The organism is Demequina salsinemoris (assembly GCF_000974805.1).
GTDB lineage: Bacteria > Actinomycetota > Actinomycetes > Actinomycetales > Demequinaceae > Demequina > Demequina salsinemoris.
In genome coordinates this window covers 17,412-43,646 of the sequence record NZ_BBQZ01000005.1, presented here as the reverse complement: position 1 = coordinate 43,646, position 26,235 = coordinate 17,412, and the positions used below count along the sequence as shown (strand labels likewise).

Genomic DNA, 26,235 nt, shown 5'->3' with positions numbered 1-26,235 from the left:
TCACGAGCCTCTCACCGCGACGACGGGATCGCCAGGAGCGACCACGCTGCCCGCGGCGCGCAGCACCGACTCGACGACGCCCGCGCACGGCGCGACGAGCGTCGTCTCCATCTTCATCGCCTCGACGACGGCGACCGGCGCGCCCTCCTCGACCTGGTCGCCGGGGGCGACCAGGACCTTCCACACGCTCGCGGCGAAGGGAGCCTCGGCGGCCTCGCAGCCCTCCGGGACGGCATCGGCCTCGAGCGGGGACTCGGGCTCGTCGAAGCGGTCGAACTCCCCCGCGGCCGCCCACGCCTCGCGCTCGGCGGCGAATGCGGCGCGCTGGCGCTCGCGGAACTCGCCGATCGACTCCGCCTCGCGCTCGAGGAACGCGGCATGCTCGGCCATCGACAGCTCGCCCGGCTCGAACTCGGGGCGCCATAGACCGGCGCTGAACTCGGCGCGCAGCCGCAGCAGCTGGTCCGCCTCGACCTCGTACCAGGAGATCCTGTCGAAGAAGTCGAGCAGCCACGTGCGCGATCCGTCGGCCGCGCGGTCGTCGCCGTCGAACGACGCCCAGCGGTCCCACACCTGCGTGGTGCGTCCCACGAACTGGTAGCCGCCGGGGCCCTCCATGCCGTAGATGCACAGGTAGGCGCCGCCGATGCCGACCGAGTTCTCGGCCGTCCACGTCCTGGCGGGGTTGTACTTGGTGGTCACGAGACGATGCCGGGGGTCCAGCGGGGTCGCGACGGGCGCGCCCAGGTAGACGTCGCCGAGGCCCATGACGAGGTACTCCGCCTCGAACAGGGTCGCGAACACGTCCTGCACGGACTCGAGCCCGTTGACGCGCCTGATGAACTCGATGTTCCACGGGTTCCACGGGGCGTCGTCGCGCACGCCGGCCTCGTAGCGGGCGATCGCCTCGCGCGTCGCCGGATCGTCCCACGACATCGGCAGCCGCACGCGTCGGCTCGGCACCACGAGGTCCGACGCGTCTGCCACGCCGAGCGCGAGCGCGAGCACCTCGTCGAGCACCTCCGCGGTGAGCAGCGCAGGGTCGGAGAAGCCGATCTGGAGCGAGCGGATGCCTGGCGTCAGGTCGCACATGCCGGTGAAGGCGCGCTCCTTGACCCGCTGATGCAGCACGTGGATCCGGGCGCGGAGCATCAGGTCCAGCTCCTGCTCGCCGAGCTCGATCAGGAGGTTGTCGTCGCCCTGACGTCGGATCACGACGCCGTCGCGCTGGGCGAGGACGCCCAGCGGAGCGTCTGGGGCCTCCGGCAGCACCGGGTAGACGCGCACGAACCTCACCTTGTCGCCGGCCGCGAGCTGCCCGAGCTTCCACAGCTCCGAGCGTGCGATCGTCACGGGGTTCACGAACCCGCCGAGGCTCGGCCCGTCGGGCCCGAGCAGCACGGGGGTGTCGCCCGTGAAGTCCATGCCGCCGACCACGTAGGGGGTGTCGTGGATGTTGGACGGGTGCAGGCCCGCCTCTCCGCCGTCGGGGCGGGCCCATGCGGGCTTCGGCCCCACGAGCCGCACCCCCGTGCGATCCGAGTTGTAGTGGACCTGGTACTCGGCCTCGAAGATCGCCTCGATGTCGGCGGGGTCGAAGAAGTCGGGCGCGGAGTGCGGCCCGTCCAGGACGCCGATCTCCCAGGCGGACCCGATCGCAGGCCTCGCCTCGACAGGGACGATGCGGCCGGGGCCCTGGGTCGCCGAGCCGCCGAGCGGCAGCACGTCGCCGGCGAGCAGCGCGCGGCCCGCGTGCCCGCCGAACCGGCCCAAGGTGAACGTCGCGCGCGACCCCAGGTGCTGCGGGACGTCGATCCCGCCTCGCACGAGGACGTACGTGCGCAGCCCACCCTCGACCTTGCCGACGTCCAGGACCGCGCCGGCGCGAAGGTGGAGCGGCTCCCACATCGGCGCCGGCTCCCCGTCCACCGTGACCTTGGCGGGGGCTCCCGCGATGCAGACCGTCGCATCGTCTCCGAAGCGCAGCCGCGGGCCGGCGACGGTGCATTCGAGGCCGGCTGCGCCGCCTGGGTTGCCCACCGCCTGGTTGCCGAGCACGAACGACAGGTCGTCCATCGGGCCCGACGGGGGAACCCCGATGTGCCACAGCCCCACGCGCCCGGGGGCCTCCTGGACGGTCGTGAGGAAGCCCGGCCGCTCGACGCGCAGCCCCGCGGCCGGGGCCTCGACCTCGGCGCCGAGACTCGCGGTGGTGTGGTCGCCCGCGAGGACGACGGGATGTTCGGCGGCGACGCGGAGAAGGCCGAGGTTGGTGTGAACGCCGTCGATGCGGGTCGCGGCGAGGGCCTCGGCGTGGCGCGACCATGCCTCCTCGCGGGTCGCGCCCGACGTGATGATCTTGGCGAGCATCGGATCGAAGCGCAGGCCGACCTCGGTGCCGCGCGCGATCCAGCCGTCGACGCGCGCGAAGTCCGGCAGGTCGGCGCGCGTGACGGTGCCGGGGCTCGGCCGGAAGTTCTGCTCGGGGTCCTCGGCGTAGACGCGGCTCTCGACGGCGACGCCGGTGACGGGAACCGTTCCGGAGTCACGGTACGGGTCCATGAAGGAGGAGTCCCCCGCGCCGAGGCGGAGCATCCACTCGACGAGGTCGACGCCGGTGACCTCCTCGGTCACGGGGTGCTCGACCTGGAGGCGCGTGTTGATCTCGAGGAAGCTCGCCGCGCCCGTCTCGGCGTCGACGACGAACTCCACGGTGCCGGCGCTCCGGTAGGAGACCCCGGCGGCGAGCGCGCGTGCGGTGCGGTGCAGGCTCTCCCTCACCTCGGGGAGAAGGCCGAACGCGGGAGCCTCCTCCATCACCTTCTGGTTGCGACGCTGGAGGGTGCAGTCGCGGTCGCCGAGGGTGACCACGCCGCCCTCGCCGTCGCCGAAGATCTGCACCTCGACGTGGCGAGCGCGCTCGGTGAAGCGCTCGGCGAAGACGCCGCCGCCCACCGTCGCGGCGACGCGCGAGACGACCCGGTACGCGTCGGCGACGTCGTCGAGGTCGCCGACCACGACCATGCCCTTGCCCCCGCCGCCCGCGGCGGCCTTGAGGATTACGGGCAGGCCGAGCGCGCCGATCTCGTCGCGCGCCTGCTCGGCGGAAGTGAGCTCGGGAGTCGCGGGAGCCGTCGGCACGCCCGCGGCGAGCGCGCGGGCGCGCGCCGCCTGCTTGTCACCGAACACCGAGATCTGCGCCTCGGTGGGCCCGAGGAACACGAGCCCGGCGGCCTCGACCGCGGCGACGAGCGCGGGATTCTCGGAGAGGTAGCCGTAGCCGGGGTGGACCGCCCACGCGCCGCGCTCGACGGCGCTGCGCACGATCAGGTCGACGTCGAGATAGGGGTCGCGGTCACCCTCGCGCTCGAGGCGCACGAGCTCGTGGGCGTCGGCGACGTGGAGGCTTCCGAGGTCATCGTCCGTGTAGAGGCCGATGGTGCGTCCGCCCCACTGCTCGACGGCACGGAACACGCGCCGCGCGATCTCGCCGCGGTTGGCCACCAGCACCTTCGGAGCCGACACGTCGACACCCGCCTTTCGCTCAGGAACGACGCCAGTCTATCGAACGATAGGTAAACTGGGTGTTTCGTGCGAGGCCCGACCCTCGCATCGTCCAGGCCCCATGCACTCCGCACGGATCCGTTCGCGACACCCCGGGCGACACACCCTCACGGAGCGCGACACTCTCGCGTGTCGCACGAGAATCCGTGCGGAGTGCACGCGGGCGCCGGGAGCTCCGGATCTGCCCGGAGACAGCGGAAGGCCCCGACTCCCGTGGTGCGGGAGCCGGGGCCTTCCGGTGCGCGTCAGCCGTGGTGCGAGCCGCCGCGCAGACCTGGCGTTACTTGGAGGCCTTCTTGGCGGCCGCCTTCTTCGCGGGAGCCTTGGCAGGCGCCTTGTCCTCGGCGGCCTTGGCCTTGCGGGACGCGACGACCTCGTCGAAGGAGGTGCCGTAGTACGCGGCCTCCATCATGATCTTCATGTCCTCGAGGATCGGCAGACGCGGGTTGGCCGGCGCGCACTGGTCCGCGTAGGCGTTCATCGCGAGCGTGTCGAGCGAGGCCATGAACTCGGCCTCGTCGACGCCGACCTCCTGGAACGAGCCCTCGACGCCGCACTTGGCGCGCAGCTCGGCGCACGCGTTGGCGTAGGACTCGATGCCCTCCTCCGGCGTGGAGGCCGGAAGACCGAGGTGCTTGGCGATCATCTGGTAGCGCTCGGGAGCCACGTAGGACTCGGCCTTGGGCCACGAGGTCGGCTTGGTCGGGACCTTGCCGTTGTAGCGGATCACGTGGGGCAGGTAGATCGAGTTCGTACGGCCGTGCGCGACGTGGAACGTCGAGCCGGTCACGTGCGACATCGCGTGCACCAGACCCAGGAACGCGTTGGCGAAGGCCATACCGGCGATCGTCGCGGCGTTGTGCATCTTCTCGCGGGCCTTGATGGCCGCGCCACCCTCCTGGACCGAGGTCTCGAGGTTCTCGAAGACCATCTTGATCGCCTGGAGGCACAGGCCGTCGGTGTAGTCGTTCGCGTAGACCGACACGAAGGCCTCGGTGGCGTGCGTCAGGGCGTCCAGACCGGAGTCCGCGGCGACGCGCGAGGGGAGGTTCGCGGTGAGGACCGGGTCCACGATCGCGACGGTCGGCGTGAGCGCGTAGTCCGCGAGCGGGTACTTGCGGCCGTTCTCCGGGTCCGAGATCACCGCGAACGGCGTCACCTCGGAGCCGGTGCCCGACGTGGTCGGGATGCAGACCAGCTTGGCGAGCTCGCCCAGCTTCGGGAACTGGAACGCGCGCTTGCGGACGTCGAAGAACTTCTCCTTGAGGTCGGCGAAGTCGATGTCCGGGTGCTCGTACAGCAGCCACATGACCTTCGCGGCGTCCATGGGCGAGCCACCGCCGACGGCGATGATCGTGTCGGGCTTGAACGCACGCATCGTCTCGGTGCCCTTGCGGACGGTCGCGACGGACGGCTCGGGCTCGACGTTGTCGATGATCTGGACCGACACCGGGTTCTCACGACGCTGCAGCATGTCGAGGACCTTGTCCACGATGCCGATCTGCGTCATGGTCGCGTCGGTGACGATCGTCACGCGGTTCACGCCGTTCATGTCCATGAGGTACTGGATGGCGTTGGGCTCGAAGTAGGTCTTCGCGGGCACCTTGAACCACTGCATGTTGTTGTTCCTCCGGGCGATGCGCTTCACGTTGATCAGGTTGACCGCGGTGACGTTCGCGGAGACCGAGTTGCGGCCGTAGGAGCCGCATCCGAGCGTCAGCGAGGGCATGAGCGAGTTGTAGATGTCGCCGATGCCGCCGTGCGAGGAGGGCGAGTTGACGAGGATGCGGCTCGCCTTGCAGATCTTGCCGAAGTCCTTGATCAGCTCGTCGTCGGTCGCGTGGATCGCGGCCGAGTGGCCGAGGCCGTTGAACTCGACCATGCGCTTGGCGTAGTCGAGGCCCTGCTCGGTGGACTCCGCCTTGAGGACGGCCAGCACGGGGGCCAGCTTCTCGCGGGTGAGCGGCTCGCTCTCGCCGACGGTCGAGACCTCGGCGAGGATGATCGACGTCTCCTCGGGGACCTCGAAGCCCGCCTGCTCGGCGATCCACTGCGGGGTCTTGCCGACGACGTTCGGGTTGAGCTTCGCGCCGGCGCAGTTCACGCCGTTCGCGGCGACGCCGAAGATGAACTCCTCGAGCATCGTCTTCTCGGCCGGGGTGGCGCGGTACGCGTGGAGGCGACCGAAGAGGCTCAGCGCCTCGTCGTAGATCTCCTCGTCGAGGATGACGGCCTGCTCGGAGGCGCAGACCATGCCGTTGTCGAACGCCTTGGAGATGACGAGGTCGTTGATCGAACGGTCGAGGTTGGCCGACTTGTGGACGTAGGCCGGGACGTTTCCGGCGCCGACACCGAGCGCGGGCTTGCCGCAGCTGTAGGCCGCCTTGACCATGGCGTTTCCACCGGTCGCGAGGATGAGGGCGACGCCGTCGTGGTTCATGAGCTCGCCGGTGGCCTCGATCGAGGGGGTCTCGACCCACTGGATGCAGAACTCGGGGGCTCCCGCGGCGATCGCGGCGTCGCGCACGATCTTGGCGGCGGCGACCGACGACTGCTGAGCGTTCGGGTGGAACGCGAAGATGATCGGGTTGCGGGTCTTCAGCGCGATGAGCGACTTGAAGATCGCGGTCGAGGTGGGGTTGGTCACGGGGGTGACACCGGCGACGACGCCCACGGGCTCGGCGATCTCGATGATGCCCTTGATCGGGTCCTCGTTGATGATGCCCACGGTCTTCATGGGGGCCATCGAGTGGGTCACGTGCTCGCACGCGAAGATGTTCTTGACGGCCTTGTCCTCGAACACGCCTCGGCCGGTCTCCTGGACCGCGAGGACGGCGAGCTCGCCGTGCTGGTTCAGGGCGGCGACCGAGGCCTTCTTCACGAGAAGGTCGACGTCGTCCTGGGTGAAGGTGCTGTACTGCTGCAGCGCGACCTGCGCCTGCTCGACAAGCTTGTCGATCGAAGCCGCGACATCAACCGCCTGGGCGGGAGCTTCGGCCTTCTTCTCCGGGGCTGTGGTGGTCATCTCTCACTCTCTCCTCTACCGGGTTCCCCCATCGGGTCCCGACACATAGAAATGTAGGACGGATCACCCCGGATTGCTCGGTGCCAAGGTCCCGGGGACCATGGGCCCAATTACCAGGTACTTCATATCCCCTAGGGGGTATGATTTCCAGCCATTTCAGTCGGGAATCCCACTGCTCTACAGGCGTCAAGGAAAGCGACGAAGTGGACGATGCGACCGTCGCCGCGAGGTGCCAACGGTCGAGCCCCCTGGCCTGCAGACCGAACCCCGCCCCCTCCCGCCACCGCACGTCCTGCACACGCTTGGGCATGCACTCGGCGTGTCGACCGGCCGAAAAGGGGGCGACACGCGGGATGCAGAGCCAACTGTGTGCACCACGTGCGGACCGACGGTCGCCGGAAGGCGGACGATGCGACCGTCGCCGGGAGGCGGACGATGCGACGGTCGCCAGCACAGGGATGCGGACGATGCGACCGTCGCCTGAGACGACGAAGGCCGGGACCCCCGCGAGGTCCCGGCCTTCGTGAGAGCTTCAGGATCAGCCGGTGACGACGTCGCCTTCCCAGGCGCCGATGCCGCCCTCAAGGCCGATGAGCGCAGTGAAGCCGTCGGCCTGCATGGTCTCGACCGCCGCACGGGAGCGGTTCCCCGACTGGCAGTACACGGCGTAGTCGGCAGAGGGGTCGAGCGCGGCGATCTCGTCGGTGAAGGTCGCGGCGCTGACGTCGATGTTCACGGCGCCGGGGATGTGACCGGCGGCGTACTCGGCGGCCGTGCGGACGTCGACGACCGTGACGCCCGAGACCTCGGTCGCCGCGGCGAACGTCGCGTAGTCCACATGCGAGCCGTCGAAGACGACGTCGGCAGGCTCGACAGCCTCGGTGCCGGACGAGCAGGCGGCGAGCGCGGGCGCGGTCAGGGTGAGCAGGGCGCCGGCGAGCGCGGCGCGGAGCATGTGCTTCTTCATGTCGCCAACAATACCCCAGGGGGTATGCGCAAAGTCAACCGAGCACAGCCTCTCACCCGCGCTCACCCGAGACCTGAGCATCGTCCCTGTGCACAGCGAAGCGGCGCGGCCCGGACTCTCGCCCGAACCGCGCCGCTCCCCTTCCACGCGCCTACTCGGCGGCGACGCGGACCAGCTTCTTGTTGACGAACTCGTCGGCCGCGAGCAGGCCCATCTCGCGCGAGGTGCCGGAGCGCTTCACGCCGCCGAAGGGCAGCTCGGGGCTGTCGGCAAGGACGCAGTTGACGTAGACCATGCCCGCGTCGATGCCGTTCGCCATGCGCTCGGCCTGCTCGGCGTCCGTGGTGAAGACATACGAGCCGAGGCCGTAGCCGGTGTCGTTGGCGAGCGCGAGCGCCTCCTCCTCCGAGGAGACCTTGTACAGGGTCGAGGCGGGGCCGAACAGCTCCTCCTTGTACACGTCCATGCCCTTGACCACGTCGGTCAGCACGGTCGGCTCGAAGAAGGCGCCGGTGCGCTTGCCGCCGGTCACCAGCGTCGCGCCCTGCTCCACGGCCTTGTCGATCTGCGCCTCGAGTCGCTCGGCGGCGAGCAGCGAGGACAGCGGGCCGATCTCCGAGCCCTCGGCGAACGGATCGCCCATCACGGTCGCCTTGGTCGCCGCGATGAACTTCTCCGCGAACTCGTCGTAGAGCGAGTCGAGGATGATGAAGCGCTTGGGCGCGTTGCAGGACTGGCCCGAGTTGTCCATGCGGGCCTCGATCGCGCCCGCGACCACGGTGTCCATGTCATCGGTCGACATCACGATGAACGGGTCCGAGCCACCGAGCTCGAGCGCGACCTTCTTGAGGTGCTGGCCCGCGAGCGACGCGACGGCCGAGCCTGCACGCTCAGAACCGGTGACGGACACGCCCTGGACTCGCGGGTCTGCGATGAAGGTCGCCGCCTGCTCGTTCGTGGCGTAGACGTTGACGTAGGCGCCCTCGGGGAAGCCCGCGTCGAGGTACATCTGCTCGATCGCGGCGGCCGACTCGGGGCACTGCGGCGCGTGCTTGAGGATGATCGTGTTGCCGACCGCGAGGTTCGGCGCAGCGAAGCGAGCCACCTGGTAGTAGGGGAAGTTCCACGGCATGATGCCGAGCAGCGCGCCGAGCGACGAGCGTCGGATCACCGCGGTGCCCTCGCCCAGGATCTCGATCGGCTGGTCGGCCGTGACCTTCTCCGCATTGTCCGCGTAGAACTCGGTGATGTCGGCCGCGAAGTCGACCTCGCCGAGAGCGTGCGACAGCGGCTTGCCCATCTCGCGCACGATGATCGCGGCGAGCTCGTCGCGACGCTCGCGGTGCAGCTCGGCGACCTTGCGGATCAGTGCGGCGCGCTCGGCCGGTGTGGTCTTCCGCGCCCAGTCGCTGTGGGCGCCGTCGGCCTTGGCGAGCGCGACCTCCACCTCGGCGTCGGTCATGGTCGGGTACGTGGCGAGCGTCTCCCCGGTGGCGGGGTTGACGACGGCGTAGGCGGACATGCTTCTCCTTCGGTGGGTGGGGTTCGGCGTCAGCCGACGGGGATCATCGTGTACTTCGTGGACAGGTACTCGTGGATGCCCTCGAGGCCGCCCTCGCGGCCCAGCCCGGACATCTTCACGCCTCCGAAGGGCGCGGCTGCGTTGGAGACGACCCCAGCGTTGAGGCCCATCATCCCGGTGTCGAGGCGGTCGATCATGCGGTGCCCGCGCGACAGCGACTCGGTGTAGACGTACGACACGAGGCCGTAGTCGGTGGCGTTCGCGAGCGCGACCGCCTGGTCCTCCGTGTCGAAGGTCGCGATGGCCAGCACGGGGCCGAAGATCTCGTTCGCGAGAATCGCCGAGCCGGGCTGGACGTCGGTCAGCACCGTCGGGGCCAGGAACGTGCCCGGCCCATCCACAGCGACGCCGCCGGTGGCGAGCGTCGCGCCCTTGGCGACCGCATCGTCCACAAGGGACAGAGACGATGCGACGGCCTTGTCGTCGATGAGCGGACCGATCGTCACGCCGTCCTCGGTGCCGCGGCCGATGCGCATCGCGGTGACGCGCTCGGTCACCCGCGCCGCGAACTCGTCGGCGACGGACGCGTGGACGATGAAGCGGTTGGCGGCCGTGCAGGCCTGGCCGATGTTGCGGAACTTCGCAGCCAGAGCACCCTCAACGGCCTTGTCCAGGTCGGCATCCTCGAAGACGACGAACGGCGCGTTGCCGCCGAGCTCCATCGAGACGCGCAGCATGCGGTCCGCCGCCTGCTTCATGAGCGCCTGGCCCACCTCGGTCGAGCCGGTGAACGACAGCTTCTTGAGGCGCGGGTCGGCGAGGAGCGGGGCGGTCACGCCGCGCGAGCTCGACGTCGTGATGACGTTGACGACGCCCGCGGGCACGCCGGCCTCCTCGAGGATCCCGACCATCGCGAGGGTCGTGAGCGGTGTGAGGGCCGCGGGCTTCACGACCACGGTGCAGCCGGCCGCGAGCGCGGGCGCGATCTTGCGCGTCGCCATCGCGAGCGGGAAGTTCCACGGCGTGATGAGGTAGCTCGGGCCCACGGGGCGCTGCGACACGACCATGCGGCCGGTTCCCTCGGGGTTGAGCCCGTAGCGGCCCGTGATGCGCACGGCCTCCTCGGAGAACCAGCGCAGGAACTCGCCGCCGTAGGCGACCTCTCCCCTGGCCTCGGCGAGCGGCTTGCCCATCTCGAGCGTCATGAGCAGCGCGAGCTCCTCCTTGCGCTCCTGCACGATGTCGAAGGCCTTGCGCAGGATCTCGCCGCGGACGCGGGGCGCGGTCGCGGCCCACTCGTCCTGGACGGCCGCGGCGGCGTCGAGGGCGCGGACGGCATCCTCGGGCGTCGCGTCGGCGACCTGAGTGAGCACCTCGCCTGTCGCGGGGTCGACCACGTCGAACGACTTCCCGGACGACGCAGGCTGCCACTCGCCGCCGATGTACAGGCCGGACGGGACGGCGTCGATGACGGACTTCTCAGCCGCAACCAGGGACGATGCGGCGGTCATGCCTTCACCCCGGCAAGCGCGGACGCGACGACGTCGAGGCCCTCGGCGAGCAGGTCGTCGCCGATCGACAGCGGCGGGAGGAAGCGCAGGACGTTGCCGTACGTGCCGCACGTGAGGACGACGACGCCCTCAGCGATCGCGGCCTTCGCCACGGCGCCCGCAAGCGCGGCGTCGGGCTCCTTGGTCGCGGGGTCGACGAGCTCGATCGCCATCATCGCGCCGAGGCCGCGCACCTCTCCGATGCGCGGGTCGGAGGCCTGGACAGTCTCGAGCTTCTCGCGCATGAGCGCGCCGAGCGCGGCGGCACGGCCCGCGAGGTCCTCGGTCTCGTAGACGTCCATGGTCGCGAGCGCCGCGGCGCACGCGACGGGGTTGCCGCCGTAGGTGCCGCCGAGTCCGCCAGCGTGCGAGGAGTCCATGATCTCGGCGCGGCCGGTGACCGCCGCGAGCGGCATTCCACCAGCGATGCCCTTGGCCGTGGTGACCAGGTCGGGAGTGAAGCCGAACTGCTCGGAGGCGAACATCGTCCCGGTGCGGGCGAAGCCCGACTGGACCTCGTCGGCGATCAGGACGATGCCCTTCGCGTTGCACCACTCCTGGATCGCGGGGAGGAAGCCGTCGGCGGGGACGATGAAGCCGCCCTCGCCCTGGACAGGCTCGATGATGACGGCCGCGAGCTGGTCGCCGCCGACCTGCTTCTCGAGCACCGAGATCGCCTTCTTGGCGGCCTCGGGACCGGTGAGTCCGTCGCGGAAGGGGTAGGACGTCGGGGCGCGGTAGATCTCGGGCGCGAACGGCCCGAAGCCCGTCTTGTACGGCATGGCCTTCGCGGTGAGCGACATCGTGAGCGTGGTGCGGCCGTGGTACGCGTGGTCGAATGCGGCGACGGCGGCGCGGCCCGTGAAGTGGCGCGCGATCTTGATCGCGTTCTCGACCGCCTCGGCGCCCGTGTTGAACAGCGCCGAGCGCTTCTCGAAGTCACCGGGGGTGAGCGCGTTGAGGCGCTCGGCGACCGCGATGTAGCCCTCGTAGGGCGACACCATGAAGCACGTGTGCGTGAACTGGGCCGCCTGGTCCTGCACGGCCTTGACGACGGCGGGATGCGCGTTACCGACGGAGGTGACGGCGATGCCGGAGCCCAGGTCGATCAGCGAGTTGCCGTCGGCGTCGACGACGACGCCGCCGCCGGCCGCGACCGCGGCCACGGGCACGGTGTGCGCGACGCCGCGCGCCACTGCGGACGCCTTGCGCGCGAGGATCTCCTGCGAACGAGGTCCGGGGATCGCGGTGACGAGTCGGCGCTCCTGCGCCAGGGCCGGCCCACCAACGGGGGCGGCGGATGCCTCAAGGGTGCTCATGTCGGCGAGCCTAGGCACGTGGCGCACGAGTCTCATTCGCCGCACTGTACAAAGTTTCGCCGTGTGCTGTACACGATGGCAGACTGCTTCCATGGAGACCCCCGGCCCCACGATCAGGGCGCTGCTCGCGCGCCGCGGACTCGACCTGCGGCTTGAGAGCGACCCCGCCGACCTGCCCGCCGACGCGCTCGACCGGGAGATCCGCTGGGTGCACAGCTCCGACCTGCTGGACCCGACGCCGTTCCTGTCCGAGGGTCTCGTCCTGCTGACCACGGGCACGCAGTTCACCGACGCGGCCCCCGACGACGAGTACGACGCCTATGTGGACCGGCTGCGACGCCGCGGGGTGCTGGGCCTGGGCTTCGGCACCGAGGTGGTGCGCGAGGGGATCCCCGAACTCCTCGCCCGCGCCTGCCGGGAGCACCGGATGCCCCTGTGGGAGGTCCCCTACCGCACGCCGTTCATCGCGGTGGCGCGCGCGAACGCGGAGGCCGTCGCGGCGTCCGCCTACGCCCGTCGCACCTGGGCGCTCGACGCGCAGCGCGCCATCGCGCTCGCCGCGCTGAGCCGCCGCGGCACCGACGCGGTGATCGCCGAGCTGTCGCGCCGCCTGGGCGCCTGGGTGGGCGTGATCGATGCCGGCGGAAGGTTCCTCCACGAGCACCCCGCCGGGCGCCTGGACGCCGACGCCGCGGAGCGGGTGAGGGTCGAGGCCGTCGGCCTGACTGCGCGCAGGGTCGCCGCGGGCGGTTCCTTCACCGTCGGGGACACTCCCGTGACGCTGCAGACCCTGGGGCATGGCGGCGGCCAGGGCGTGCTGGCCGTCGCGATGCTGCTGGACGAGCACGAACGCTCCGTCGTCACGACCGCGGCCGCGATCGCCGGGGCTGCGGGCGAGCGCAGGGCCGATCTGGAGCACGGACGCGAGGTCCTTCGTGCAGGGCTCCTCGCCGCGATCGAGCGCGACGATGGAGAGCTCGCCCGCTACGTCGCCGACGCGGCCGGCATCTACCTGCCGTCCCCGCCGTTCGCCGTCGCGGTCGCGCCCCATCCCACACCCCGCCTCCTGACGGCGCTCACGCAGCAGCCCACGTTGTTCGTGGTGCTCTGGACCACCGAGGCGATCGTGCTCGGCCCGGCGAGCGGCGCCGAGATCGCGCTGGCCGCCGTCTCCGAGCCGGTCGGGATGTCGGTCGCCCAAACCTGGGAGGAGTACAACGACGCGCTCGCGCGGGCGCGGATCGCGCTCACTCGCGGCCACACGGGACTCGTGCGCTTCGAGGACTCGGCGCAGCTCGGGATGCTCGCCGCACTCGGACAGGACGAAGCCAGGCATCTCGCTGAGGCAACGCTTGAGCCGCTGCGCACCCACGACCGCGAGCACGGCACCGCGCTGATGCCGACCTTGGTCGCCTGGATGGGGGCGGAATGCGCCCACGACGCGGCAGCCCGCACGCTCGAGGTGCATCGGCACACGGTGCGCACGCGCATCGAGCAGGCACAGCGGCTGCTCGGTCTGGATCTTGGATCTGTCGCGGGCCGGTCGCAGGCGTGGGCCGCGCTGACGGCGGCAGGCGCCTTGGACGCTACGGTCACGACATAGGCCGGGTTGCCGGGTCGTGACGTGCCCCAGTGCGCCCCCGTCGGCGTCAAGTGCGGGCGCTTCCTGACACAACGCGGGCCGGCTCGACGGCGTGTCGCGAGAGACACGCCGTACCGCTCCGCCGCCTTGTGTCAGAAGGTGATCAGTTGAGGCGCCAACGCCCCGATTCGGTGATTCGGGGGTTGCCGCGCGGGTTCGCTCAGGCGATGTATACCTTGCGCAGCGTCTCGGTTACCGTCCACCGCGTCGCCTGTCCCTCGGCCAGCCGCACGACGGACCCGGGCCCCACCTCGAGCGGCGCGGCCGAACCATCGGTGAAGTCGATCGTCGCGCGACCTGACAGGACCACGAAGACCTCGTCGGCCTCGACGTCGGTCGAGACGCCGGGAGTGTGCTCCCACACGCCGATCTCGGCCTCACCGAGGGTCGCGAGCGCGACCGCCCCCGCCAGGGGCGCGCCCGACTCGACCTGCGAGTCGGGCAGCGCCTCCAACGGGACGGGCAGCCCGGCCGCCACCACCGACCGGCCGGGCTCGAGCGTCGACGGTTCGGAACCTTCCGTCGACCCGTCGGACTGTGACAGCGTCACGAATCGAACCCCAGGCCGAGCCTGTCCAGCACTCGCAGGAGGATGTTGCGGTTGCCTTCGCGGTGATCGGCCTGGTTGAGCGACCACTGGGTCATGCCGATGCCGATCGCTGCGACAGGCTCGGGCGGGAACGGCAGCGGCCGCTCCTTCACCATCTGGAGGCGGGTACGTTCCGTCTCAGAGCCCGACAGCAGGTCGAGCAGGACGTTGGCAGCGAAGCGCGTCGCGCCGACACCGAGCCCCGTGAAGCCCGCGGCATAGGCGACCGTCCCCTTGCGGGCCGTGCCGAAGTACGCGCAGTACCGGGTGCACGTGTCGATCGCGCCGGCCCAGCGGTGCGAGATGCGCACGCCCTCGAGCTGCGGGAACGTGGTGAGCAGATGGCTCATGAGCTTCTCGTAGGACTCGGGACGGTCCTCGTACGCGCCCTTGACCTTGCGGCCCGGGTGATAGATCGCGTCGTAGCCGCCGAAGAGGAGCCGATCGTCGGCCGTGAGCCGGTAGTAGTGGAACTGGTTCGCCATGTCGGCGACGCCGGCGCGACCCTCCCAGCCCAGCGACGCGCGCTGCTCGGGGGTGAGCGGCTCGGTCATGAGCGAGTAGTCGTACACGGGCACCGTCATGAGCGCGTTGCGCTTGAGCAGCGACGGGAAGACGTTGGTGGCCAGCACCGTCTTGGCCGCGCGCACCTCACCGCGCCCAGTGCGCACGCCACCGTCCGTCAGCTCGGTCACGGCCGACCGTTCGTGGATCACGACGCCGAGCTCGACAGCGACGCGCGCGAGCTCGAGCGCGAGCTTCCCGGGGTGCACCATCGCGCACCCCTCCATGTCGAGCTCGCCGCCCAGGTAGGTGGGCGAGTCGACCAAGGCACGGACGCCTGACGCGTCGAGAGCGTCGTCCCCGAGCCATTCGACCTGGTGGGGCTCGACGGCCACGGACAGCTGCCCGGTGCGCTCGAAGTCGACGTCCATCGAGTAGCGCGCGACGGTCTCCTCGATCTGGTCGAGGTTCTCGATCCCGAGCTCCTCGAGCCGCTCGATCTCGTCGGGCCAGCGGCTCTCGCCGTTCTCGCGCCCGTGCGTGAGGCTCGCCTCGCAGAAGCCGCCGTTGCGGCCCGAGGCCGCCCAGCCGATGACCTCGGATTCCAGCAGGACGATGCGGGTGTCGGGGTTGCGCTCCTTGGCCAGGACCGCGGTCCACAGGCCGAGGTAGCCGCCGCCGACGATGACGAGGTCGGCGGTCTCGGTGCCGGACAGCGGCGGATGCTCGGGGCGCTCGAGGCCGTCGAGCCAGAAGGGAGTCAGGCGGGAGCCCGCGAGGGCCTCCCGCACCACCGCGGGGTCGGCGGGTTCGCGTTCGAAGACAGTGGTGCGGGAGGCCTCGACGGTCATCAGGCGTCGGCCTCCGTGAGGGCCGCGGCGAGCGAGTCGAAGGCCGCGATGTACGCGTCGACGGACTCGTCGGAGTGGACGACGGACATGGTCCATTCCTCCTCGCGACCCGGCGTCATGAAGATGCCGTGGTTCATGTTCCACAGCCACGCGAGCTCGCAGAGGTCGACGTCCTGGGCCTCCTTGAAGGTCTCGTAGTCGACGATCTTCTCGGTCGCGAACGTCACGCAGCCCTTGGAGCCGATGCCGACGGCGTAGCCCGGCAGGTCGTACTTGTCGATCACGGCCTGGCAGCCGTTCACGATGCGGTCGTTGAGCTCGGCGAGGCGCTCGTAGGACTCGGGGGTGAGGACCTCGAGCAGCGACGCGCGGGCGGCCGCCATTGACAGCGGGTTCCCGTTGTAGGTGCCGACCTGATACACGGTGCCGTCCTCGACGACAGCCATGACCTCCTCGGTGCCGCCGATAGCACCGGACGGCAGGCCGCCGCCGAGCGCCTTCGCAAGGGTCACCATGTCGGGGGTGACGCCGAACTTCTCGGTCGCGCCGCCCGCGGCGATCGTGAGGCCGGTCTTGACCTCGTCGAAGATGAGGACGATGCCGTGCTTCTTGGTGATCTCTCGGACGGCCTCGAGGTAGCCGGGCTCAGGCAGGACGACGCCCAGGTTCATCATGGCAGCCTCCATGATCACGCACGCGGGCTTGCGGCCCTCGGCGGTGAGGCGCTCGATGCGGCGCTCCATCGCGGGGGCGTCGTTGAACGGCACCGCGATCGTCATGTCGACGGTCGCCTGCGGGATGCCGCCGCCGTACGCGAGCGACTCGAGATTCTCGCGGTCGCCGATCTTGTCGTACGCGACACCGATCGAGACCATGACGGTGTCGTGGTGGCCGTGGTAGGAGCCGAAGATCTTCATCACGGTGTCGCGGCCGGTGTACGCGCGGGCGATGCGGATCGCATCCATCGTGGACTCGGAGCCGGAGTTCGTGAAGCGCCACTTGGGCAGGCCCCAGCGGCTGGCGAGCTCGTCGGCGACGACGATCGAGTCCTCGGTCGCGGCGGCGAAGTGGGTGCCGAGCGGGTAGCGGTCCGCGACGGCCTTGCCGATCACGGGGTGCGCGTGGCCCTGGACCATCGAGCCGAAGCCGTTGTGGAAGTCGTAGTACTCGTTGCCGTCGACGTCGAGGATGCGGTCGCCGTGACCGGACTCGATGTAGATGGGCCAGGGGTCGCGACCCTGGTAGGACGACGCGACACCGCCCGAGAGGTGCTCCGAGGCCTGCGAGTACATCTCGCGGGACTTGATGGTGCGGTCGTTGAGAAGCTTCGACTGCTCCTCGATGAGCTGCGCGATGCGCGTGCGGTCAAGCGTGATGGCCATGATTGCTCCACCCGACCGGCCTGGCGACGGGCTTATGCGTGACGTGAGGACGGTCGTCGGCCTGGCACGATCCGTCGGGCTTGAGCCCCCGAAGGGACTCGCGTCGGGGGCACGCTTTGCCTGCACCCGAGATTAGCAAGCGATTCCATGGTGAATAGCCCACTTCACAAGGATTTAACACGCTCGATACGAGTTTTCGATATGGAATCCGCCGTGAGAACACGCCGGAGCACAAAGCTCGACCGCTCCAGCGGCCCGCTGCGGCGGCGGGGTTCGAGAGCCGCGCCGCGCCTCAGCCGCGGCCCAGGAAGACGACTCCGCGATAGCCGTCGTCACCCCAGGTGACGAGGCGGTCGAGGTCGGCGAGAGCGATCGGCAGGTCGTGGGTGTCGACCCAGGTCTCGCCGTGATCCGACTCGGTCCACGGGTCCTCGACCACGACGACGTCTCCGTCCGAGGCGTGCGCGACGATCCAATGCGGCCCGTGGGTGCCGTGCATGGGGTGTTCGTCGATCAGCAGCAGCGCGATCTCGCCTCCCACGATCCGCGCCGCGATCTGCTCGACGGTGACGCGCGTGCGGGACACCGGCACGCCGAGCGCCTCGGCCTTGCCCCAGGACTGCTCCTGGAGCTCCGCGCGAAAGTCGCGGTCGAAGCCGTCGAAGTCCTCGAGGAGGACGGGTCCCTCGACATCGAGGCTGACGCCCACGGGGACGGTGCGAAGGTCCTCCCGGATCGCGACCGCGAGCCCCACGGGCTCGCAGGCGGGATAGTTGCTCGCCCGCCGCCAGAAGTCGACCTCCCTGTCGCGGTCGGACGAGTCGCCACGGAAGCCCGTGGAGCCCAGCTCCTCCGATGCGATGAGCGCGGCGACCGCGCCGCACGTGAACATCGTGGTCTGGGCGTAGTAGCCGGGCTCGTGGTGCGGAAGGTCGCGAAGCCACAGCACCAGACCGCCGCGGACCTCCGTTCCCTTGGCCGACCACGGACTCCTCAAAGGCACGAAGCCTCGGGCATTCGCGAACGCGGGCGCCTCCACCCCGGGTCCGGTCTCCCACTTCACGACGGCGTCGCCGCGGTCGATCGCCGCGGCGATCACGTCCTCGAGGAGCGCTGCGGCCTCCTCCGCGTCGTCCCACCAGAGGTCGACGATCTTGGTCGCCGCGGTCGCGGGCCTCGCGCTCGTGAGCACGGCGGCCCTGGTCGCCTCCCCGCGCGTGCGGATGGTCGGCTCGTAGGCCGACCGGTCGAGACGCCAGAGCGCGGCGCGCTGCTCGCCGAGCGCGCCGGCGAGGCCGGCCTCGAGCGCCTCCATGACGGCCTGGTGGCCGGTGACCATCGTGGTTGATGGGGACACCTCAGTCCTTCCCTGCCCCGGCGGGGGCGTTCTCTCGGGTGGACGCGGCCACCAGCAGGCGTGTGTAGTCGTGCGCGGGCTCCGTGAGCACCTGCGCGCAGTCGCCCTGCTCGACGACGCGACCGTCGCGCATGACGACCACGGTGTCGGCGATCATCCGCACGACCGCGAGGTCGTGGGAGATGAACAGCAGGGCGATCCCGAGCTGCTCGCGCAGCCCGGACAGGAGCTCGAGGATCTGCGCCTGGACGGACACGTCGAGAGCGGACACGGACTCGTCGCAGATGAGCAGGCGCGGGCGCGGGGCGAGCGCCCTCGCGATCGCGATGCGCTGTCGCTGTCCCCCCGAGAGCTCGGCGGGGCGCCGCGAGGCGATCTCCGCCGGCAGCCCGACGAGCTCGAGCATCGCAGGGACCTCGTCCGCCCCACGCCCGGCGACCGCGAGCGCCTCCGCGAGGATCGCGCGGATGGACATCATGGGGTTGAGGGACGAGTACGGATCCTGGAAGACGATCTGCATCTGGTCGGGCGTGCGCGAGGCGCGCCCCGGCGCGAGCGTCTCGCCCGCGAAGTCGATCGTCCCGCCGTCCTCCTTCTCGAGGCCCGCGATGCAGCGCGCGAGCGTGGTCTTGCCCGAGCCCGACTCTCCGACCACGCCGACGATCTCGCCCTCGCGGACCGACAGATCGACCTCGTGCAGCACGGTGCGATGCCCGAACGTCTTGACGATCCCCTGCGCGGACGTGAGCGTGGGGCGTCCGTCGAGGTCGACTGCCGCAGCCTCGCCGGATCCCCGACGAGCCGCGACCACGGGATCGGCGTCGATGAGTGCGCGCGTGTACGGATGCTGGGGGTCGGAGAGCACGCGCGAGGTCTCTCCCCGTTCGACGATCACGCCGGACTGCATGACGAGCACCGTGTCGGTGCGCCCGCGTACGAGCCCGAGGTCGTGCGAGATCAGCATGACGGACAGCCGGCGCTCCGCCTGGATCGCGCGCAGCAGGTCGAGGATCTCGGCCTGGTTGGACGCGTCGAGGGCAGTGGTCGGCTCGTCGGCGATGAGGAGCTGCGGGTCGGCGGCGAGCGCCGCGGCGATGGCCACGCGCTGCCGCATGCCGCCCGAGAGCTGGTGAGGGTGGGCCTCGGCCACATGCTCCGGCAGCTTGACCTCCGCGAGCCGGGCGGCGACCGCCTCACGACGCTCGCGCCGGAGCATCCGATGCCCGCGAGCGGCCTCCATGGTCCACGCGATCTGATCGCCGCAGCGATGCACCGGCGACAGGCTCGTGAACGGGTCCTGGAGCAGCAGTGCGACCTGACGCCCGCGCACCCCCCGCCAGGACGCATCGTCCCTGCCCACCGGGAGCGGGGTGTCCGCGACCGTCGCGGCGCCCTCGGCCTTGAAGCCGCGCGGCAGCAGGCCGATGAGGCTCTTGGCGCTGAGCGTCTTGCCCGAGCCTGACTCGCCGATCAGCGCGAGCGTCGTGCCGAGCGGGATCTCGGCGTCGAAGGGCTGCACCATGGTGCCCGCAGGGCCGGTGACGGTGAGGCCCGTGATCTCGACCCCGATCATGCCTCCTCCCCCACCTGGGACAGTCGCTGTCCGATCCAGTCGCCCACGAGGTTCACGGCGACGGCGACCACGACGATGAGCGCCGCGGGGACGAAGACCGCGGCGGGGTTGTCGAACATGATGGCGCGGTTGTCCGTGAGCTGACGGCCCCAGTCGGCGGTGCCAGCTGCGACGCCCACGCCGAGGAACGACAGGGAGGAGAACGCGACGAGCGCGAACGCGACGTTGAGCATCATGTTGGTGATCACGAGGCTCGCGACGTTCGGCAGGATGTGGCGGAACATCACGCGCCACCGGGACAGCGAGAGCATCTGGGCCGCCTCGATGTAGGGCCGCGCCGACTGCTCCATCACGCCCGCACGGACGATGCGGATGTCGGACGGCGAGAACAGCAGGATGAGCAGGCCGACGGTCACCCAGTAGCCGCCGCCGAGCACGCCGCCGACGACGATCGCGGCGAGCAGCACGGGCAGGGCGAGCAGCAGATCCGTCCATCGGCCGATCACGGAGTCGAGCCAGCCTCGCTCGTAGCCCGCGAGGGTGCCGAGGATGACGCCCAGCACCATCGACCCGACCGCGATGATGATCGGCCCGACAAGGGCGGAGGCCGCGCCGGCGACCGACATCGCGAGGACGTCGCGGCCGAGCTCATCGGTGCCGAGAAGGTGGCCGTCCTCCCCCGGCGCGAGCGTCGACGACAGGATGTCCTGATGCATCGCGTCGGGGAAGAGGAAGCGGCCGAGCACGACCGCGAGAAGCGCGAGCGCGAGCACGGCGAGCGACACGAGGACGCTCGCGGGAGGGAGCCTGCGCGAGCGCGCGCGAGTGGGCGCGACGGCGGTCATGAGTCCACCCCGATCCGGTCCCGCAGGCGCGGGTCGAGCAGCAGGTAGGCGAGGTCGGCGAGCAGCGCGATCACCGCGATCACGACCGCGACGAGCAGCGTGAGCGCCTGCACCACCGCGATGTCCTTGAACAGCACCGAATCCTCCAGGAGCGTGCCGAGGCCGGGCAGGGAGAAGGTCGTCTCCGCGAGCACCGTGCCGCCCACCAGGAAGGTGAGCACGAGGCTCGCACCCGTGACGACCGGGATCGCGGCGCCACGCAGCGCGAGGTTCCGCACCGTGCGCTCCGAGAGCCCGCGGGCTCGCGCGAACGTGACGTAGTCGGCCTCGAGCTCGCGCAGCATCGCCGTGCGCGTGAGCTTCACCAGGATCGCGCCGAGGCCGAGCGCGAGAGTGATGCCGGGCAGGATCAGATGGCGCAGCGTGTCGAGGCCGCCGTCGCCGCCGCCGTAGACGGGCAGGATCGGCAGGTAGTACGCGAAGACGTACAGGAGCAGCAGGCCGACAGCGAAGGTCGGGGCGCTCAGCCCGAGCACGGACAGCGCGTTGCCGATGCGGTCGGTCCAGCCGCCCGCACGCACCGCGCTGATCACGCCGAGCGGCACCGCGACCACGACGGACATCGCGAAGGCGATCGCGCACATGGCCGCGGTGATCCCGACGCGAGCGCCGATCGCCTCCGTGACGGGCACCTGGAGGCGGATCGACTCGCCGAGGTCACCCGTGAGGAGCCCCTTGAGCCAGAGCAGGTACTGCGTGACGACCGGCTCATCGAGGTGGTACTGCGCGCGGATCGCGGCGATCGTGTCCGGGTTCGATGCGCGGTTGCCAAGGAGGTTCTTCACGAGGTCGCCGGGCGCCATGTACATCATCGCGAAGATGACGATGGACAGCACCAGCAGCACCGCGAGCGTGCCGAGCACGCGCGCCGCGAGCATGCGTCCCAGGGGACGCAGCCGCGACGCGCGCGCTCGATCGGTGGATACGGCCACGTGCTGTTACTCGCTGCTGGCCGCGTACAGCTGGCTGGGCCAGGTCGACACGAACGTGAAGGCGCTGTAGTCGGTCAGGCCCAGGTCGTTCGAGAAGGCCGTCGCCGACTGTCCCCACCACAGCGGGATGTTGACGACGTCCTCGGCCTGGAGCGTCTCGGCCTCGACCAGCAGGTCGATGCGGGTCGCGGGGTCGGTCTCCGCGCCCACCTGGCTGAGCAGGTCGAGGATCTCCTCGTTGTCGTAGGCCGCCGGGTTGTCGGCGCCGATGAGGTATGACGGGATCTCGGCCGGGTCTCCGAGCGTCGAGAAGTACCACATGTAGTTGAGGCCGTAGCCGGACGACGGGTCGAGGCTCGCGAGCCACTCCTCGATCGGCACCTCGGTGACCGTGAGGTTGATGCCGATGGTCGCGAGATCCTGCGACAGCGCCTGCGCGGCCGTGCCCAGCTGGGGTCCGGTGTTCGGCGTGAGGATCTCGGCGTCGAAGCCGTCGGGGTAGTCGGACTCGGCGAGCGCCTCCGCGGCGGCGTCGAGGTCGTAGTCGTACTGCGGGATGCCCCCGAGGATCTCGCGAGCCTCATCGGCCGAGTACACCGACGTGAGCGACTCCGGGGTCATGATCGCGGTCGCGACCTCGCCATGGCCGTCGAGCAGGGTGTCGACGTAGGCCTCGCGGTTGACCGCGTGGGCGATGGCCTCACGGACCTTCGGGTCGTCGAACGGCGCGACGTCGAGGTTGAAGTACAGGCCGACATACGAGAGGTCGTTCTCGTACAGCACACGCATGTCCTCGATGGACTCCCACTGCTCCGCCTGCGAGAAGGGCACGTTGAACGCGATGTCGACGTCGCCGGACTGCGCGGCGAGGAGGCGCGTGGACTCGTCTGAGACGAAGTCGATGCGGATCTCCTTGACGCTCGGCAGGTCGCCCCACCACGTGTCGACGCGCTCGAAGGTCGCGTGATCGTCGGGCACGAACTCCGTGACCTCGTACGGACCGGACCCCATGAGCAGCGAGTCGGAGGTGCCGACGTCGCCGTCGTTCTCCTCCCAGAAGGACTTCTCGGTGATGAACGCGGCTCCGGCCGTGGTCATGTTGCCCGCGAAGGCCGCGTCGGGCTCGGCGAGGGTGATCGTGACCTCGTTGTCACCGGTCTGCTCGACGGTGTCGATGTTGGTCATGTAGTACGCGAGTCCGGGCGAGGCCGTCTCGTCGCGCGCCATGTCGAGGCTGAACACGACGTCCTCGGCGGTGACCGGGTTGCCGTCCTGGAAGTAGGCGTCGTCGCGCAGCTCGAAGACGTACGTGACGTCGTCCGTCTGCTCCCACGACTCCGCCAGGCCGGGCTGCAGGGCTCCGTCGGCGTCGACGGTCAGGAGGCCCTCCTGCACGATCGAGGCGACGTAGTAGTTGAGGATGCCGGACTCCGAGCCGACGTACAGGCTCGACAGCGAGCCGGGGAGGGTGACGGTGATGCTGTCGATCTCCTCGCCCGTGTCGGTGCCGATCGCGGCGGTCGCGGACGAGGCGCTCGAGCTCGCGCTCGCTTCGGTGTCCGATTCTGATGGCCCCGAGCACGCGGCGAGCGCGATGGCTCCCGCTGCCGAGACCGCTGCGACGCGGGCCATCGCGCCGGTGTTGGTCAAGGACATGTCGTCGTTCTCCTCTGGATGCGTGGGTGCGGGGTCGACCGCAGCAAGGGACGCGAATCGGGCACGATGCCCCGCGCTGCGACGTCTGGCGTCGAGGACAGCCTCGACCTCGGCCACGGCCGGCCGACGCGACGCGAGCACGCGCAGCGCGGCGGAGACCGCGGGGATGGTGGCCGCCTCGACGAGCGTCGTGGCGACCATGCGCCGGCGAACGGCGGGCGCGAGCCCGAACGCGTTCAGCCCGGCGGGGAGTCTGCTACCCGCGATCGCGGACTCGGTGACGAGAGCGGTGCCCCGGCCGTGCGCGGCGAGCGCGACGGCGGCGTCGGCACGGGAGACCGAGGAGTCAGCCGCGCCCTGAGCGCGGCCCAGGCGGTCGGCGATGGCGGCGGCGCACGTGCCGGCGCCGAGGATCCACGGGAGGTCCACGAGGGCGGACGCGTCCACGCGGCCCGCGGCGGAGGGCACGTCGGCGGAGGTCAGCGCGATGACCTCCTCGGAGAACAGGAAGGTGGTGCGCAGCCCCTCGCGGCGCGCGGAGGTCGAGCGGTCGCGGGCGATCAGCGGAGTAGGGGTCACGGCGATGTCGGCGCGGCCGTCCTGGACCATGTCCATCGCGTCCTCGGGCGTCGCGGCCTCGAGCACCTCGATATCGAGGTGCGGCAGGAGAGCCGCGAGCCGGCTCGCGGCAGGGGCGAGCACCGACCCGACGGACTCGGGCAGCGCCACGAGCCGCACGAGCCCCGCCCGGCGGCCGAGCACGCGCGACAGCTCGGTGGCGGCCGCGGTGAGGCTCGCGTCGATGCGCGGGGCGTGGCGGGCGAGCAGCGCCCCGACCGGCGTCAGGCGCGCGGCGCGGCCGGTGCGGGACACGAGGCTCGCGCCGAGACGCTCCTCGAGTCGCTGGACGTGCTGGGTGATGGTCGGCTGGCTGAAGCCCAGCGAGCGCGCGGCTGCACTGATGGAGCCCGCCTGGTCGATGGCCACGAGGATCCGCAGCGACCGCACGTCGATGGCGCGCGCGAGCGCATCTATCTCGGTTCTCTGCGTCTCGGCCATAGGTGGACGCTATAGGCGAAAACCGATCCATAGGTTAAGCCGATGTTTCGTGAACGTAAGAACTTCTCGCATCCAGAAGCGAACTCCGGCTACACGCCTCTCCGCGGCCCACAATGAGCCGGTGAGCACGCACGCACCCCAGGACGAGGTCACGACCGAGGCAGCCCACCTCGCGTGGGAGCACGCACGCGACCAGACGACGCTCGGGCCGGGCGGACTCGCGGAGCTCGCCTCGACCACCTGGCTCAGCACCGAACCCCGCCCGATCGCCGACCTGCCCGGGCGATGGAGCGCCCGCGACGGCGTGGTGCGAAGCGAAGGCGCGGCGCGCAGCGAAGGCGCGCACCGCATCGTCCTGGCTCCCGGCGACACCGACGTCGTCGCCGGCGTGCGGGTCGCGGCGTTCGCGCGCGACGGAGAGCTCGCGCTGCGCGCCTACGAGACCGGCAGGGCCGCGAGGCTCGGGATGATCGGGATCGACCGGCACCCGTTCGATCCCGCGATGCGGGTGGCCGCGCGGGTGACCAGGGTCGCGTCCGAGCCGACGCCCACAGAGGCCGTCGACGGGCACCGCTCCACGACCGTGTACGACGTCGCGCTCGCGCTCACGGTACGCGGAGCTGACGTGACGCTCCTCGCGCACGACGAGGGCGAGTCGCTCTTCGCCGCCTTCTCCGATGCCGCGCACCCCGACGCGTTCAGGATGCTGCGGATCCCGTGCGCGCCCGCCAGGACCGCGTGACCGTCGACCTCAACCGCGCCTATCTGCCGCCGAGCAGGTTCTCGCCGCACTACGTGTGCGTGCGGCCGCCCGCGACGAACCGCTGGGACGTGCCGGTCCGCGCCGGCGAGCGCCGCATCGTCCTGGGATGACGGTCCTGGGATGACGACGAAGGGCGCCCCTCCCGGGGCGCCCTTCGGTCACATCACGTTGATGCCGCGCTTCGCGAACTGCCGCTTCACGCGCTCGATCAGCTCCTTGTCCGGCGGCTGCGTGTCCTCGAGCAGGTACGGCTCCCCCGACAGCTCCCACTTGTCGCGGCCGAGCTGGTGGAACGGGAGGACCTCGAGTCGCTCGACATTGCCGAGCGTCGCGACGAAGTCCGCGATCGCATCGACGTTCTCGACCGCGTCGGTGAGACCCGGGACCAGCACGAAGCGGATCCACACCTTCTTGTGCAGCGCGTCGAGACGATGCGCGAAGTCCAGAGTGGGCTGCAGCGGGCGGCCCGTGACGCGCTGGTAGGTCTCCGGGATCCCGGACTTGATGTCGAGCAGCACGAGGTCCACATAGTTGAGGTCGTCGTCGCTCAGGCGCGAGCCGAGCAGGCCGGCGGTGTCGAGCGCCGTGCTGATGTCGAGATCCTTGCAGCGGCGGAAGATGTTCATCACGAACTTCGACTGCAGGAGCGGCTCACCGCCGGAGATCGTGAGGCCTCCGCCGGTGACCTTCATGATCGTCGCGTAGCGGGTGACGCGCTCCATGACCTCGTCCACCGAGTGGCGGACGCCGTCCTTCATGCGCCACGTGTCCGGGTTCTGGCAGTACTGGCAGCGCATCCCGCAGCCCGCGAGGAACAGCGTCATGCGGGTGCCCGGGCCGTCGGCGCCCGTCACGAGGTCCCACGAGTGCACCGAGCCGGTCACTGGCGAGGCGAGCTTCTCGCTCTCCTCGAGCTCCTGGTCGGCGATCTCCATGGGCGGAGACATGAGGAGCTGTACGGGTACGGGCTCGTCGGGCATGGTGGGGATCTCCTTGCCGGGGATTGAGAGTGTGAAGGTGTCTGAAGATGGCACGACGCCCCGCCCTGCGTGAGGACGGGGCGTCGTGTTCGATT

18 protein-coding genes are annotated in these 26,235 nt (G+C 70.4%); 3 read left to right on the top strand and 15 right to left on the bottom strand.

The annotated features are described in order from the left end of the window. The 6 genes from AOP78_RS10360 to gabT all read right to left on the bottom strand — a co-directional run bounded on the left by AOP78_RS10360 (position 1) and on the right by gabT (position 11,947). A complete protein-coding gene (locus tag AOP78_RS10360) occupies positions 1–3,525 on the bottom strand; it encodes a 5-oxoprolinase/urea amidolyase family protein (protein WP_062204057.1) in 3,525 nt (1,174 codons plus the stop codon). A gap of 319 nt (positions 3,526–3,844) precedes the next feature. Next, entirely contained in the window at positions 3,845–6,589 is a 2,745-nt protein-coding gene (adhE, locus tag AOP78_RS10355) for a bifunctional acetaldehyde-CoA/alcohol dehydrogenase (protein WP_062204053.1), read from the bottom strand. A gap of 538 nt (positions 6,590–7,127) precedes the next feature. Next, positions 7,128–7,556: a rhodanese-like domain-containing protein gene (locus tag AOP78_RS10350; protein WP_236685366.1), complete on the bottom strand. Its 429-nt coding sequence runs from the start codon at positions 7,554–7,556 to the stop codon at positions 7,128–7,130. 151 nt (positions 7,557–7,707) lie between these two features. Then, positions 7,708–9,078, bottom strand: coding sequence for an NAD-dependent succinate-semialdehyde dehydrogenase (locus AOP78_RS10345; protein WP_062204046.1), 1,371 nt, complete (start codon positions 9,076–9,078; stop codon positions 7,708–7,710). Between the two features lie 29 nt (positions 9,079–9,107). After that, positions 9,108–10,589, bottom strand: coding sequence for an NAD-dependent succinate-semialdehyde dehydrogenase (locus tag AOP78_RS10340; RefSeq protein WP_062204042.1), 1,482 nt, complete (start codon positions 10,587–10,589; stop codon positions 9,108–9,110). Beyond that, a complete protein-coding gene (gene gabT, locus AOP78_RS10335) occupies positions 10,586–11,947 on the bottom strand; it encodes a 4-aminobutyrate--2-oxoglutarate transaminase (RefSeq protein WP_062204039.1) in 1,362 nt (453 codons plus the stop codon). The genes AOP78_RS10340 and gabT overlap by 4 nt, the downstream gene beginning before the upstream one ends. 91 nt (positions 11,948–12,038) lie before the next feature. Between gabT and AOP78_RS10330 the strand changes: the two genes are divergently transcribed. Continuing rightward, entirely contained in the window at positions 12,039–13,550 is a 1,512-nt protein-coding gene (locus tag AOP78_RS10330) for a PucR family transcriptional regulator (RefSeq protein WP_062204036.1), read from the top strand. 199 nt (positions 13,551–13,749) lie between these two features. Here the strand turns inward: AOP78_RS10330 and AOP78_RS10325 are convergent, their stop codons facing one another. The 8 genes from AOP78_RS10325 to AOP78_RS10290 all read right to left on the bottom strand — a co-directional run bounded on the left by AOP78_RS10325 (position 13,750) and on the right by AOP78_RS10290 (position 24,397). Next, on the bottom strand, positions 13,750–14,139 hold the full coding sequence (locus AOP78_RS10325) for a cupin domain-containing protein (protein WP_236685365.1): 390 nt from the start codon (positions 14,137–14,139) through the stop codon (positions 13,750–13,752). Then, the gene (locus AOP78_RS10320) at positions 14,136–15,533 is read right to left on the bottom strand and encodes an NAD(P)/FAD-dependent oxidoreductase (protein ID WP_062204033.1); all 1,398 of its coding nucleotides are present in this window, start codon (positions 15,531–15,533) and stop codon (positions 14,136–14,138) included. Before AOP78_RS10320 ends, AOP78_RS10325 begins: the two co-directional genes overlap by 4 nt. Next, positions 15,533–16,915, bottom strand: coding sequence for an aspartate aminotransferase family protein (locus AOP78_RS10315; protein ID WP_083980027.1), 1,383 nt, complete (start codon positions 16,913–16,915; stop codon positions 15,533–15,535). The genes AOP78_RS10320 and AOP78_RS10315 overlap by 1 nt, the downstream gene beginning before the upstream one ends. 292 nt (positions 16,916–17,207) lie before the next feature. Then, positions 17,208–18,272 carry a peptidase C39 family protein gene (locus AOP78_RS10310; RefSeq protein WP_152659504.1) on the bottom strand — a complete coding sequence of 355 codons (1,065 nt, stop codon included), beginning with the start codon at positions 18,270–18,272 and terminating at the stop codon, positions 17,208–17,210. A gap of 1 nt (position 18,273) precedes the next feature. Then, positions 18,274–19,845 (bottom strand): ATP-binding cassette domain-containing protein, encoded by a 1,572-nt coding sequence (locus AOP78_RS10305; RefSeq protein WP_062204026.1) that lies wholly within the window; start codon positions 19,843–19,845, stop codon positions 18,274–18,276. After that, entirely contained in the window at positions 19,842–20,690 is an 849-nt protein-coding gene (locus AOP78_RS10300) for an ABC transporter permease (RefSeq protein ID WP_062204024.1), read from the bottom strand. Before AOP78_RS10300 ends, AOP78_RS10305 begins: the two co-directional genes overlap by 4 nt. Beyond that, positions 20,687–21,682, bottom strand: coding sequence for an ABC transporter permease (locus AOP78_RS10295; RefSeq protein ID WP_236685364.1), 996 nt, complete (start codon positions 21,680–21,682; stop codon positions 20,687–20,689). Before AOP78_RS10295 ends, AOP78_RS10300 begins: the two co-directional genes overlap by 4 nt. Before the next feature lie 6 nt (positions 21,683–21,688). Then, a complete protein-coding gene (locus AOP78_RS10290; protein WP_062204021.1) occupies positions 21,689–24,397 on the bottom strand; it encodes an ABC transporter substrate-binding protein in 2,709 nt (902 codons plus the stop codon). Between the two features lie 121 nt (positions 24,398–24,518). Between AOP78_RS10290 and AOP78_RS10285 the strand changes: the two genes are divergently transcribed. Further along, positions 24,519–25,139: a hypothetical protein gene (locus AOP78_RS10285; protein ID WP_062204018.1), complete on the top strand. Its 621-nt coding sequence runs from the start codon at positions 24,519–24,521 to the stop codon at positions 25,137–25,139. Continuing rightward, the gene (locus tag AOP78_RS15050) at positions 25,136–25,270 is read left to right on the top strand and encodes a DUF1684 domain-containing protein (protein WP_160297622.1); all 135 of its coding nucleotides are present in this window, start codon (positions 25,136–25,138) and stop codon (positions 25,268–25,270) included. The genes AOP78_RS10285 and AOP78_RS15050 overlap by 4 nt, the downstream gene beginning before the upstream one ends. A 48-nt stretch (positions 25,271–25,318) precedes the next feature. Here AOP78_RS15050 and pflA read toward each other — a convergent pair whose 3' ends face one another. Beyond that, positions 25,319–26,140, bottom strand: a complete 822-nt coding sequence (gene pflA / locus AOP78_RS10280) for a pyruvate formate-lyase-activating protein (protein ID WP_062204015.1) — start codon at positions 26,138–26,140, stop codon at positions 25,319–25,321. Between the last annotated feature and the right edge of the window lie 95 nt (positions 26,141–26,235).